Raw genomic sequence first — 14467 nt, forward strand, 5'->3', positions numbered from 1 at the left:
TGGATTGAGCTTTCTTGCTGTTATTCTGTCATCTAAATATGATATGAACCATATTCAAACCAGTCAAAATCGGCTACCTGATCAGATGAAGTCCCGTTGCTGCTGCTGAACATTCCGATACAGCAGCCAACAAAGCCGCCGGCTACTTCGGTGCTCAAGCTGCTTGTATCCACCTGTTCCGCCACCAGATGATACTGACTTCCATCTGTGCTGTAATAGAAGTTTAGTTGCTGACCTGTCGCCGCCAGTTTGATATACACTCGCGATACATCACCCTCCAGCGCGATTTGCGCAATGTGGGTATCCTGACCATCTATACAGTTCAGCACACGCAGCACCTGCTGTTTCTCGGCCAGAGCACGCTCAATACGTACGTGATACAGATCGTTCTGAATGACGACAAGACCAGCCGTTTCGTTGGCATTCCCGGGCACAAATTCCATCGCTGTAGCTGCGACATAATCCATATGCCTTTGACGCAGACATACAAAGCTGGAATTTTCTTTTTCCTTCAATGTTTGCGGTTTCAGCTTCAGCCGCAAGTATCCTTTTCGTTCGGTTAATGAATAAAGATCCTCCTGAGGATTGCGCAAAAACATCCATTGCAAGCCCAGTTTATCACTGTCAAAATGGTCAAAACGCAGTTGCGGCTCTACCGGAACAGGCTTCAAATCCAACGTGCCCTGCTCCTCCAGGATTCCGCGGCCCTCATTGACAACGGGCCATCCGTCCTCCCAAACGACAGAAGCAAGGAACGTCTCCCGCCCCAGGTTGCTATAGCTCCCCCCATATGGACGCGAAGCAAGCATGACCATAAACCATTGACCGTTCGCAGCCTGCACCAAGTCGGCATGTCCTACATTAACAACAGGGTAACGCTTACCCAAATGGCGATGTGTAATGATTGGATTATTCGGATTCCCGACGTATCCTTCGGTCAAACTTTTGCTACGAGCAATGGTCACGGCATGGTTTGGCCCTGTGCCTCCCTCTGCAATCAATAAATAGTAATATTCATCGATCTTATACAGATGCGGGCCTTCCGGCCAGATGACATCCACCATCGCCCCGCGCCACAGAACGTAACTGTCTCCCACCAGCTTCATACTGCTCAGATCAAGTTCCCTCAGCCAAACTTCCCAATTGCCATTATAACGAACTCCCTCAGAGCAAGGACGTGTACCAAGGTAATACGCTTTTCCATCATCGAAGAAAATCGTAGGGTCGATGCCTTCTGCGCCTTCAATAAAATAAGGATCAGACCATGGCCCAGCCGGGTCGGTAGCGGTTACAACAAAATTGCCGCCATGTGATACATTGGTTGTAATCATATAGAAGGTGCCTTCATGATACCGAAGTGTTGGAGCGAATATCCCTTGTGAATGGCCTGCTCCCTGAAGATTTAACTGTGAAGGGCGGTCCAGCACATTGCCAATCTGTTTCCAATTCACTAGATCACGGCTCTGAAAGATCGGAACGCCAGGAAAATAGGCAAATGTTGATGTCACCAGATAAAAATCTTCACCCACCCGGCATACGGACGGATCTGGATAAAACCCGGGCATAATCGGATTGTTAAACGTGCATTGTTCGCTTTGATTTGCATTTTTCATTCTTTTACCCCTCCAATGGTTAGTCCAGTCACAAAGTATTTTTGCAAGAACGGATACAGTAAAACAATCGGCATTGCCGTCACAACCGTGATTGCTGCCCGAATGGATACAGGCGTCACCATGTTGGTTACATTTTTGAATGAATCCACGTTGACGGTTCCCCCCTGTGAGGTCGCAGAGGATAACAATTTCATCAGCTCATACTGCAAGGTGGTCAAATTACGATTTCCCGCCGTGTACAACATGGAGTCAAACCAGGAGTTCCACTGACCTACAGCAATAAACAGTGCAACCGTAGCCAGAACCGGCTTGGATAGGGGAAGCACGATACGCATGAAAATCCGAAAATCTCCGGCTCCATCCATCTTCGCGGATTCAATCAATCCCTCCGACAGTCCCTGAATGTAGGTACGAATGACGATCATGTTGAACACCCCGATCAACCCGGGAATAATGTATACCCAGAAGCTGTTCAGCAGCCCCACTTGTTTGATCAGCATGTATCCCGGAATTAAGCCGCCGCTGAAATACATCGTCATGACAAACAGCGTCGTGACCAACTTGTTAAACATATACTCCTTGCGGCTCAGCACATAGGCCAGCATGGCTGTACAGAACAGCTGTACAACCGTTCCCACCACCGTTCTGGCGACCGAAACAAATGCGGCTTGTGTCAGATTCGGGTTTTGGAATACGGAGACGTAATTTTGCAGCGTCCATTCCCTCGGCCAGAGATAGATTCCTCCACGGATCGTATCCAATCCGTTATTGAAAGATACGGCAATGGTGTTTAAAAAAGGATATAACGTAACAACCATGACAAGCAACATAAATATGCCATTGGTGATGGAAAAAATAGAGTCTCCCAAGCTTCGTTTTCTACTAAATCGTTTCACAGCTCTGCCCCCTTATCATATCAATCGCTCTTCACCAAGAGACTTGGCAATCCCGTTGGCGATAAATATGAGCACCAGACTGACCACACTTTTGAAAATGCCTGCTGCGGTGGCAAGTGAGTAGTTGCCGAGATTAATCCCGTATTTCAAAACAAAAATGTCGATCGTCTCGGATACATCCTGCACAAGTCCGTTCCCCAGCAAGTATTGAATCTCAAAACCTGCGTTCAGTACGTTACCAACGTTGATGATGAGCAGGATAATAATCGTTGGTTTGATGCTTGGAAGCGTGACATTGAACATTTTACGAAACCGTCCGGCTCCGTCGATGGAAGCTGCCTCGTACAAGCTCGGATTAATCGACGCCATGGCCGCCAGATAAATAATCGTGCCCCAGCCGATTTCCTTCCACATGCTGGACAGACCCACAATCCCCCAGAAGTATTTGGGTTCGGCAAAAAAATTGATCGGTGCATCAATCAGACCCAATTTGGTCAGCAGCACATTCACAATTCCTGTTTCCGTTGACAATACATTCGCAACGATACCTGTTACGATGATCCACGACAGAAAATGTGGAAGGTAGGAAACCGTCTGTACCACACGTTTGAACAATACCATTCGCAGTTCATTTAATAACAGCGCCAGACCAATCGAGCCGACAAATCCCAGAAACAGACTGATCAGACTCATCGCCAGCGTATTGCGAATGACACGTACAAATGTAGGGTCTGTGAATAACGTTCGAAAATGATCCACCCCAACCCAATCCTGCTCCATAAAACCAATGCCCGGTCTATAATTCTGAAACGCCATCAACCAGCCCCATAATGGTCCATACGCAAAAATAGCGATAAACGCAATAAACGGAAATGACATCCACATTAATTGTCGCTGACTTTTCATTCTGGACAGGTTGTACCCGATCCAGCTTGTTCCCGCTGGGATATGGCTGGTTTTTAACGAAGGCTGCAACTCCTTTTTGGCCATGTTTTTTCTCTCCTTGCTTACGAGTTTATCTATATCACCCAGTCTGGGTGAATCGATTCCATTCCTATCCAATCTCCCAATCTAGCGTGTAAGAAAGGCTACGGGGTTCCCCATAGCCTTTCTGTGTGACAGGCCTTTATCCCCACAGTTCCATGCGTCTGCGGACTTCTTCCGTCAGCGCATCTTCATACGCTTTAATATCTGCACTTTCCTTGAGCGTGGCTTGATATTCTTCCCAAGCCTTATCAAATTCGGCTGGTGAGGTCATAATCACTTTTGGCAGCCATTTGCGTTTTACATCGTCCATTTTCTGTCTGGCGATGGTCTCCGGTTTATTTGGTTCAAAATTATAGGTATAGATTGGGAACCACGGTTCATTTTCCTCCGCAGGCTCAAGGAAGTCGGTAAACTTCGTATATCCATAAGCCTTCAGCACTTTTTTGTCGATGTCATTCAATGTGGCAAGGTACTCCTCCGGCTGCTCCTTAGGGTCAAGGGCATTCTTCCCGTCAGCGGTCATGCCTTCATGATGCGGGAAATAGACCAACGGGCTTCCCGTATTCGCCAGCACCCAGTCCGGATCTTTGGAATTCGCACGTTGCTCTTCATTCCTGGAGAACACGCCTTTGTCATCGACTTGGTAATCCACGCCTTCCTGTCCCCAGGTTCTCAATACCTCCATCTCAGGGTCCAGCAAATCATTAATATATTGAAGTGCTCCCTCGATATCCTCGCAGCTCTTTGTAATGGCCAAGCCACCATTCACGTTAAGGATTGGATTGTTCTGATAGCGCCCTTTAACATCCTCGGAGAGTGTAATGGACAACGGTACATAGGTTTTGTCATACAATTTTTGCTTCACGAGTGATGCCTCGGCGTCAAGGAACTGCCATCCTTGATCCACCATGCCCAGCACACGTCCGGTTGAAATTTTGGAGATATATTGATCATAGTTTGCTGTAAAGGTTTCGTTATCGACGAGGCCTTGATGATATACCTCATTGATCTTCTTGAAATATGCTTTCGCTTCCGGAATGGTATTATAGTTTTTGGCCGTCAGCGTTTCTTTATCAACGATGGCTGCGCCTTCGTTAGGATAACCAGCCATGAAGAGCGGAGGGTTCTCCAGTGCGAAATAACGCCAGTCATAGGAGATAATTTCAAATCCAATTGTTGGCTGACCATCAACGGTCGGGTGAGCTGCTTTATACCGTTCAATCAAGTCGAAGTATTGGTCAAGTGTTTTGATTGTCGGATAATTATCCCACTCCAGTACGGCCTTCTGAATCCAGAACGCTTCTCCGTCATGGGATACTTTCATCGACTTCTCTTGTATATTGCCGAATTGAGGAATGAAGTAAATATGTCCATCCGTCGTATTTTTCATCTTCTTCCAGTCTTCGCCCAGGTAATTTTTGATGTTGGGATATTTATCGATGTAATCCTCAAGTGGTACTAACGCTCCTGCTGCTACCAGTTGCTGAGTACCATCACTCCCATCGATAAAATCGGGATATTCGCCGCCTGCAATGAGTACACCAATCCGCTCTTTGGCTGTTTGGCCCGTAAGCCAGTCCATCGTGACTCTGACGCCTGTTTTCTCCTCAATAGCCTTTAACACCCGATTATCGTCAGGCGCAATTTTTCCCGGTACGGCAAAAAATGCGGAAAATTGTTTCAATTCCCTTCCATCTGCTGTCTTTTCCCCTTTCGAGGACGATCCCGGTGTACATCCAGTGAGTGCGATGACCAGTATTAAAGCTAGCAAAGCACTATACTTGATTCTTTTTCTAACATCCTTTTTCATCATGACCCCTCCATCGATTATATTGACAGAAGCTTTTTGGAAAGCGCTTTCCAAAGGCTGACTTAAAATTATCATGCTTCCATGCCCCTCTCAACGGGATAAACTATAGATGGAATCCCACTAATTCCAGTACCTGCGAAAAAAATATCCCGCCGCTCCGTCAAGGAGTGCAGGATGTTAATCAAGAGAGTACGCAGCATGGGCACTTTTACGATATTGTGCAGGAGTCTCCCCCATGAGTTTCTCGAACCGGCTAATAAAGTAATCGGAATCCCGATATCCCACCATTGTTGCGATTTCGTATACTCTTTGATCTGTTCTGCGCAACAGCCGGGCGGCTTCCTCAATACGCAATTGATTCAAATAATCACTGAAGCTGATCGAGAAATGCTTTTTGAAAATCTGACCCAGATATGCACTATTCATGTAAAACTGCTCCCCGAGCAACTTCAGGCTGATATTTTCTCTGTAATGCTCGTGAATGAAGGCCTCAATTTTGGCTAATACGCCCATCGCATTCGACTTTTGCTGCTCCTTCAGTTTTTCTGCGCACATGAGCGAGAATTCGCATAAATGTTCAATGTTTTCCTCCATGGATAACATCGCGTAGTTCACCTTCAGAAAAGTCGATTCCATCAGCCCGGAATCTGGCGTAACCGTATCGTTATTCACGAGATCCAGCAAAGTGTATGCCAAATAATGCAAGTGAATGCGGACAATACCAGGCTCGATTCGCTCATCCAGAAAAAATTGAAAAATGGCCTTTGCATGACTGTATAGCTCATCCGTCTGCTGTTCTTCAATAGACTTGACTAGCCCATCAAACAATTGTTTTTCGAACTGTCCCGGCCGATTAACAAATAAAGTCGTATCCATAAGTTCGAAGTAATAAATGGGCCAGCAAGTGGTGAAGAAACGTAAACTTTTCATTATGCCGCAAGATTGATAAGACTCGTGCAGCGCATCCAACTCATGTACTTCCTTCCCGACATAACAAGCAATAGCCGCCTCTTGACCATGGCTCAGATCAGCATGTAATCGGGTTAAATATTGCTCCAAGGTCACTGCCTCACGGTTCACCATCAGGTCCGTAACCATGAGTAGAACCGCATTTTTATCACCTGTGAACGGTTTCAAAATTTGTCCTGGAAAGGGCTTGCCCACCCATGCCTCAACCCGAGCACACCAATCCGTTCCCTGTTCTGGACCGGCTTCCGCCTCAATCAGGATGCAACGCAGTATGCCGGCATCTTGATAGTGGGGCTGCAGACTCGTAACAGCATCCTCCTCAGCCAGCCCAAGCAAGATCGACTGCATATGCTGGGCCATAATCATTCGATCCTTTTTTTGCTGATGTCGCTTCTCTTCCATTCGCGCATTGAATGCATCCCTGAACTCCTCAAGCACCTGAACCAGTTCCGTCTTCACAATAGGCTTGAGAATATAATCATCCACTTGATATTTAATTGCCTGCTTGGCATATCCGAACTCATAGAATCCACTCAGAAGAATCAGCTTGATGTCACCGCTATATTGCTCATACAAGGTTTTGGCAAGCTGCATTCCGTCCATTTCCGGCATCTTAATGTCGGAAATCACCAGATCGGGCTGCATATCGCGTATGCACTCCAATGCCTGCATGCCATTGGAAGCCTGGCCGCAAATCTGGAAACCGTAAGACTCCCAATCAATTAACAATAGAAGTCCTTGGCGAATAAATGGCTCATCGTCCACAATCAGCACGTTGATCATATCCTCGCTCCTTATTCTTGAGATGCCTGCATAAGAGGAATTTGAATGCCAATCGTTGTTCCCTTCCCCTTTTCACTGGATATGTGCACCTGAACGAAATCATCAAAATACATCCGCAGCCGAATATATGCATTCATCATACCAATGCTGTTAAGCTCACTCATTCGATCCATGCTCGGATCTTGCATCATTTTGCGGAGCGAGGCCAGCTTGTCCTGATCCATACCGACTCCGGTATCTCGAATGGAAATGTACAGTTCATTACTTCGAATTTCGAATAATACCTCCACGACCCCATCATTCGACGTCCCCTCAATGCCATGGATACAAGCATTCTCCACAAAGGTGAGAACGGTTAGCTTGGGTATCATCATGGCAGCAATGGATTCGTCTGTGATCCGGATTGCAAATTGCAGCTTTTCGCCAAAGCGATACTGCTGGATACTCAGATAACTCTCCACAAAATTGATTTCCTCTGCAATTGTAATCAGATCGTCGCCCCAATTGATCGTCTGACGTAACAGCAGTGCCAGTTTATGAATGACATCGGAGGTTTCAAGCTCGTCCTTGATCAAGCTCCGCATACGGATCGTTTCAAGCGTGTTGAACATGAAATGGGGATTCACCTGACTCTGAAGGGCTTTCAGCTCCGCCTGCTTCTTGGAGAGCTCAAGTGCTTGCCGCTCCACCTGACCCTTAAACACAATCTCAATCAGGTTCTTGATCTTGATGACCATCATGTTGTAGCTATGGGTCAGGCTGCCGATCTCGTCCTTGCCCGCTAGTCCCGATATCACCTCAAATTTCTCATGCTTCACTTGATCCAGATGCTTCGATATCCGATCAACCCTGATGACCAGAGATCTCGATATCAACCAGATCAGCAGCGTCGGCACCAACAGATTGAGAATAATCAGCAAGGTCACATTAAGCTTGGAATTAATAATCTCTGACAGAATGTCCATTTTCTCTGTGCTGACGATAATCTGCCAATCCTCGGATACGACGGGAATCGTTTGTGCGGATTGAACAGGGTCAATCGGGCTGTTCGCGATCAGATTAAATGGCTGGCGAGTCTGGTTCATTTTTGAATCGTTTGAGAAAATGACCCTGCCATCCGAAACGACATACACCTTCCCATTTGCTCCCTCATTCTTAAGCGATTTGTTGATGAAAGCGTAGTCCAGATCAACCTTTAACACCTTTTCAACCTGCTGCTCCCCAAAGTAATCCAGCTTACGAATAATGCTTACTTTGCGTCCTCCCTGACTTTGCGACATCTCCGCCTGCTGTTTGTCAAAATACGAATAGATCATGATATGGTCGCTCGTGTTCATCAGCGCTTGATACCAATCACTTTTCTTCACCTCATCATCCAGCTTAATGAAGTTTCCTCCATTGACGAAGGTATCATTGCCAACATAAAACGTAATTTGATTCACCTGCTGATAGCTGTAATAGTACCTGACCAGATTGTTGTTGCTAAGCATATCATAGTAGGCAGAGTAATAGTCCTCCTGATCGCGATACTTGGACTCCATGAACCGGTTCAGCGTTCCATCGGTATAGAGAAAATTGGACACATACAAGCTATTGTCTATACTGTTCCGCAGGTTGAACTTGATCCTTTGCTGCATTTCATTGAATCGGCTATGCTCCTTCTCTTCAATGTTACCTTTGATGCTTAGGTAAAACACGGTATTTGTGACCAGGACCGGGACCAGCACACAAAAAATGAACAATATATACAACTTGGTTTTGAGACTCCAATCATCCAGAAACTGAATACGCTTACAATATGTCTTGCGGCTCATGTCTTATCGTTGTCTCCTCTAACCATGTCATATATCAACATTATTATAACGAGTACAGGAAGGGTTGGATACTGCAATCCAGGATTTCCGGGAAGCCTTTCATTCAACTTTCGTATGAACCCGATCTGATCCTACGTCGAAACGGCGATCACGTTATAATTTCAAGAGCATTTCGTACTGGCCCACATGATATGCAAAGCCTGATTTGACCAGGAGGAAATCTTGCATCGGTTTCAGATGAGACTCCACATTGAGGACACTGATTCTAGGAGATTCTGTACGTTGGACCATCTCTGTCAGGATGCTGCTTGCAATACCTTTGCCCCGGTAATTTGGGTTCACTGCAAGCTGTGGAATATCACCTGTTTTTTGATCTATAATGCCATAGCCAACAATGCTGTGATCCTGACGTGCAACCACATAGATAAAAGCCTCCGGTACAGCGTAGATGGAATCAATTGAATTTTGCCAGGAGGGCTCCACATCCCAAAATTCCTTAAACTGCTCCACATCGATTCTCTCCACACATTCCACCGTGCAGGTCGTTTGCGGTATGAATTTATCTTTTTGCAACTGGAAACATGAAAATTTCCTTTGAATTTTGAAATTTTGTTTACTGTACAGCTGAACTGCAGATTCGTTGAATTGGATGACTTCCAGCAAATATTGCTCTACATTTTTTTCTTTTAACAGCTTTTGAATATTCAAGAGCAGCTCGCTTGTTATGCCCTGCCGTCTGCAATCTTTTACGACGCCTGTCCCAAGGTCATATGCAGTTGCCTTTCCATTCCAACTTCGAAGTCCATTGATAACAAATCCGACCATTCTCTCATCCTTAAAGGCTCCCATAGAGATTTCGGGGTGATACCCCCTTCGTTGGAGCATTTGTTGAAATTTCCAAAAAGGCAAATCCATTTTAACCTGGTAGTCGGAGAACGCATCCACAAACGCTTGGTGAAGTGTTTCCATGCTTATCTTGTCCAACATTTTATAACTGTACATTAGGGTACTCTCTCCTTTGAAAAGATGAAAATAATAATATATTAGGGCTCATGATTCTTATCCTGATATAAATATTCTACTGTATAGTGTTAACACTATACAGTAAAATCCGTACGATAAAATCTGCTTCCTTCAGAGTTTTCAGACACGCCCTAATAACTAAAATAGACCGCTCCCTGGTTAAGGAATACGGTCTATCGAGTCATCATTCTATGGCGATACCGATTTTGTTAAACCAATTTTGGTGATCACCGTATCATACGGGTCCAATTCCATGGTCTGTTTTCCATGCTCTGTATTGATCGTCGTTTTTTGAGCTTGCTCACTATTATTGATCACGACCAATATGTTGCTTTCCGGATAATATGCGCACTCGGTATACAAGTTATCCGTGATGTACATCGCGTTAACCACTTCATTCCCGGCAAAACGAATCAAATTTTGCAGTAATCTTGTATTTTCCCAGTTAAATTCGAACGAAGACAAGTAGATTCCTTGACCTTTTCCGAAAGCATGTGTGGACAACGCGATGTTGCCATCTGTCTCATGCAATACCTTAGCTGTCCCATCTGTTAGATAAATACTGCCTTTACCTTTTGACGTGATATTTGCAGCTTCCGGCACCAAACCATACTCATCACTAACCTCATACGTCCATCTTCCATGAACAACTCTTGCACCTGTATCCTCATCTACCCCAAGCACATGCGCCATTCTGAAAAAGCTGTCGTACCCGTGGGCCGCTGAAGGCTGGTTGATACCCATAAAGGTACCGCCTTCGTACACCCACTGGGTTAGGATATCTACACATTGGTGGTCTTTCCAGTGCACTCCACCACTCCAGGCAGAACCAGCGGAACCGGCATTAATGACGACATCCACATCCTTCAATACGCCCTGACGAATATCCTCAAAATCAATAAACTGCACGTCAACCGGCAACCCGGATAAGGCCTCATTCACATGAATCAGATCATGCATATGTGTTTCATGAAAATGACCAGACAAGGTCCACGATCTTAATTTGCCCCAGCTATGCAGAATGGCTACCTTGGTCTTGATCTGATACGGTTTTCCCTCTTGATGCAGCTCTTTCATTTCCCTGAATTCATGGGCAATCTTCTCGATATAATCCACAAAGTCCGGGTAAGGCTCAACCAGATGCAAATATCCACCCAGTCCAATCCGGTCAATCGACTCACGCAGCAGCGCACGCCGGATATTAATCCAATATTTCTTCGCATCCAGGGTAGGGTCTCCGCCCTCCTTGAAGGTAGGAAGCCCACCTAAGCCAACTGGGAACAAGTAGGGATGCAAGCGAATCTCATGGGTATCAGCCTTAACGCCTGAGCACATTCTTGCCTCATAACCGGAGAACACACATTTGATCATGCCGTCGAATCCAAACTCCTGAAATCGATCATTGTACGGCTCCATGCCCACCCAGCTGTCATCATAGAAGACATACGCCAGCTTGTTATGTTTGTGGACAATATCAATTAATTTCTTACCGAATTCAATGACAAAATCATTGATAAATGCCATCCATTCCAGTTTGCGCTGATCCGCAGGCATATGAGTGACCTGATATTTACCGCCATTTACAAAGTCTTCGGCGGAGAGTGAATACCCATATTTTTGAGCAAACAGATCCAGCGCTCTCGAACTTACCGTGAAATCGTATGAACCCCAATCCGAGAACAGATGGCGATTCCGCTCATCACTGCCCCAGATCCAGGCGAAGTTATAAAATAGGGACGTAAAACGTACAACTGTTGTTTCCGGGTGGTCTTGGCACCACTTTTCCATCCAATCCAGCAAATAGGTCTGTGTGTCCGTATAGATTGGGTCAATCTGCATCAGATGCTCTTTGTCCCAATTATTCGTTGTATGATTGTACATGGAGATCTCTTCCCATATCCGATAGACCATGAAACTCACCGTATATTTATGCCAAGGAGCAACGCCGGTAATCACAACATTGCCAGATTCCCTTTCATAATTCCACTGTCCTCTAGAAACTTCTTCCCCAGTCGTTCGATCATAAACTTGCCAATATTTAAACGCTTCTTTGGAATCATTCACCTTAAATTGTTCTGCAAAAAAATCCTCCATCAGATAGATGGATACATAATCTTGTACAGCGACCTTTGGATTCGTCATGAGAAAACATTGCTGCAGCTTATCCAGATTACGGGATGCCCACTCATTATGATCCCGGATAATGCAAATGGTTGAATAGATGCCATATCCGGCATTGATAATCTCATCGGACAATTTCGTACCGTCACTGTCACGGATCACATCGGCACCCCAGCGATCGGCAAGTTCCAGCGTCAGTGCCTCATAACCGGATTCTCCTGGTAGTGTAAAGGAGCCTTTGGTTGGTTTGGACAATTGGGTTCCCTCCTATCTCAACATATCGGACAGAAAAGCAAGTGCCAGGCCCTGGCCCCAGCCCTGAATCCAGTCTTTTGGAATATTACAATAGCCATCCCGATCCTTCATTACCGCCGTTCCGCCAGATACACCAAGCACGCGCCCATCTTCGCTAATGTTGTTCAGGATACCTTCCAGTGCCTTTTGCACGTATTTGGTATGTAGTGGATTGCCATTATTGATCATGGCTGCTGCAATACCCGCGGAAGCTGACACCTCTTCATACGATTCTTCGTCATCCAAAACCGTACGCCACAAGCCGTTCTCGGTCTGCACCAGTTTGAGAGCCGCCAATTGATCGCGAAGGGCACATTCTACATCCATACACTGCGGGTACAAATACCAGTCGTTCAATTGCGGTTTCACTTGAGACATCGTATAGGCTCCCCAAGCGTTCGCTCTTCCCCAGTAAAATCCGGACATGTGGTCCTTGTTGATATTGTTATAACCGTGATACCACAGACTGCTGGTCGGATCTTGCAGGTATTTGATATGCCAGTAATACTGATTCAGCGCATCCTGGATCATGGCTTCATCTTTTAATTTGCTACCTACGCGAAGCAGGAAAAATGCCGCCATAAACAAGGTATCCGCCCAAGCCTGTTCCGGAAAATCATTGGAAACCGATACCGTATGCTGAAGCACATTGTCTCCAAAGCGAAGTGCATGATTCTGGAGATAATCAACCTTGCTGAGGACAATGTCCCAATATTTCTGATCCCCGGTTTCTTCATATAAAGTGATGAGCACATGGCCCATGGCACATGTATTAACCGTCCAACTTGGCAGACCCAGCTCGATATATTCGTCTGCCCATTTCACCAGCCTGTCCAGAATCTCTTGGTTGCCTGTCGTTTGATAGGCTCTGGATACACCATAATAAGCCACTCCACCGGGCCAATCCCATGTCAGATCCATATCCAGTGTTTTCTTGGTAACGTTCTCGATTACGTGTAGAATCTGTTCCCTGTCATATTTCACTTGAAGCATTGTTATTCCCCTCTCCCTGCGCACACGCCCCCAAGTGCGCCCTGAGAGGTGTCCGTCCATTTTTGTAAACGCTTTACTTATTCCATTGTACGCAGTAAAATAGTCTCCATCTAAGCATATTCATAACAAAACTGCGCAATTTCAATCATTTATACATAGGAGTCCTCGAAAATGCCCAAACCGAAGAAACCGGTCATTGAATATCGTCACTATAGCCTGCCCATTGATTTCCCAGTCCTGCTACTCAGTGGAGACCGCTGGAGAATATCCGATATCAAGAGTGAGCATCTTCATTTCCATAACCACATGGAGATTGGCATCTGTTATTCAGATGGAGGCATCATGGAGATTAAGGGGGAGTCTGTGCCTTTTCGGGCAGGTGACGTCACGTTCATTCCCCGTTATCTTCCGCATACCACATACAGTTCACCTAATAACGCCAGCCTGTGGGCTTATATTTTCTTTTCACCGGAAGAACTCTTCCGCCATTCACTCAAAACATCCCAAACTCACATTGAACCGAATTTATGGGCCATTCAGGGAACCGATTGCATTCTGAATAAGGAACAGTATCCCAAAATCCACACACTCGCAACATCAGTGGTAGAAGAGATAAAGCAGCAGTCACCCTATTATCGGGAGAGCGCGTACGGCTTGTTGATGTCTCTATATATCGAACTGCTTCGCATTCATGCGAGCAGCGAACGCTTGTCATCTCAGGATCAGGAACGGGAACGAGACCTCCAAGGGGACTTGGTCATCTCACCCGTGCTGGAGTTTATCACCAAAAACTATATGATGCCTGTGACCATCGATTACCTCGCTGAACTGTGTCATCTGAGTACAACGCATTTTCGCCGCAAGTTCCATGAAATTATGGGAACCACACCACTTGATTTTCTGAATAGTACCCGGATTGAAGAGGCATGCAAACGATTAAAAAGCACCGAGGCCTCCATTCTATCCATCTCCGAGCAGGTCGGCTTCCGATCCATCTCCAGCTTTAACCGCTGCTTCGCCAAACTGATGGGAGAATCACCCAAAGCCTGGCGCAAAGGGGCTCATACAGAAGCACAGTCTGCAAAAGCGTCGATATTGGAATTCACGGGGTGGGTATGAAGGAATTTGTCGAAATGTGATTGCACCCCCCAGAGATATTCGCTA

Annotated in this window: 10 protein-coding genes; 1 reads left to right on the plus strand and 9 read right to left on the minus strand. The window is 45.8% G+C overall.

What is annotated here, in order from left to right:
• Positions 1 to 32: 32 nt before the first annotated feature.
• The 9 genes from D829_RS0119495 to D829_RS0119535 form a co-directional block, all read right to left on the minus strand.
• The gene (locus D829_RS0119495; RefSeq protein WP_017690605.1) at positions 33 to 1613 is read right to left on the minus strand and encodes a glycoside hydrolase family 43 protein; all 1581 of its coding nucleotides are present in this window, start codon (positions 1611 to 1613) and stop codon (positions 33 to 35) included.
• Positions 1610 to 2443, minus strand: coding sequence for a carbohydrate ABC transporter permease (locus D829_RS0119500; RefSeq protein WP_081745822.1), 834 nt, complete (start codon positions 2441 to 2443; stop codon positions 1610 to 1612). Before D829_RS0119500 ends, D829_RS0119495 begins: the two co-directional genes overlap by 4 nt.
• A gap of 81 nt (positions 2444 to 2524) precedes the next feature.
• Positions 2525 to 3499 carry an ABC transporter permease subunit gene (locus D829_RS0119505; RefSeq protein ID WP_017690607.1) on the minus strand — a complete coding sequence of 325 codons (975 nt, stop codon included), beginning with the start codon at positions 3497 to 3499 and terminating at the stop codon, positions 2525 to 2527.
• Between the two features lie 136 nt (positions 3500 to 3635).
• Positions 3636 to 5309, minus strand: coding sequence for an extracellular solute-binding protein (locus D829_RS0119510; protein ID WP_206537064.1), 1674 nt, complete (start codon positions 5307 to 5309; stop codon positions 3636 to 3638).
• 174 nt (positions 5310 to 5483) lie between these two features.
• Positions 5484 to 7058 (minus strand): response regulator transcription factor, encoded by a 1575-nt coding sequence (locus D829_RS0119515; protein ID WP_017690609.1) that lies wholly within the window; start codon positions 7056 to 7058, stop codon positions 5484 to 5486.
• A gap of 11 nt (positions 7059 to 7069) precedes the next feature.
• A complete protein-coding gene (locus D829_RS0119520; RefSeq protein WP_017690610.1) occupies positions 7070 to 8872 on the minus strand; it encodes a sensor histidine kinase in 1803 nt (600 codons plus the stop codon).
• A gap of 153 nt (positions 8873 to 9025) precedes the next feature.
• A complete protein-coding gene (locus D829_RS0119525) occupies positions 9026 to 9874 on the minus strand; it encodes a GNAT family N-acetyltransferase (RefSeq protein WP_017690611.1) in 849 nt (282 codons plus the stop codon).
• Between the two features lie 210 nt (positions 9875 to 10084).
• Positions 10085 to 12271 carry a 1,3-beta-galactosyl-N-acetylhexosamine phosphorylase gene (gene gnpA / locus D829_RS0119530; protein ID WP_017690612.1) on the minus strand — a complete coding sequence of 729 codons (2187 nt, stop codon included), beginning with the start codon at positions 12269 to 12271 and terminating at the stop codon, positions 10085 to 10087.
• 12 nt (positions 12272 to 12283) lie between these two features.
• On the minus strand, positions 12284 to 13303 hold the full coding sequence (locus tag D829_RS0119535) for a glycoside hydrolase family 88 protein (protein WP_017690613.1): 1020 nt from the start codon (positions 13301 to 13303) through the stop codon (positions 12284 to 12286).
• Between the two features lie 171 nt (positions 13304 to 13474).
• Between D829_RS0119535 and D829_RS0119540 the strand changes: the two genes are divergently transcribed.
• Positions 13475 to 14422, plus strand: a complete 948-nt coding sequence (locus D829_RS0119540) for an AraC family transcriptional regulator (RefSeq protein ID WP_017690614.1) — start codon at positions 13475 to 13477, stop codon at positions 14420 to 14422.
• Positions 14423 to 14467 lie beyond the last annotated feature (45 nt).

This window comes from Paenibacillus sp. PAMC 26794 (assembly GCF_000316035.1).
Taxonomy (GTDB): Bacteria; Bacillota; Bacilli; order Paenibacillales; family Paenibacillaceae; genus Paenibacillus.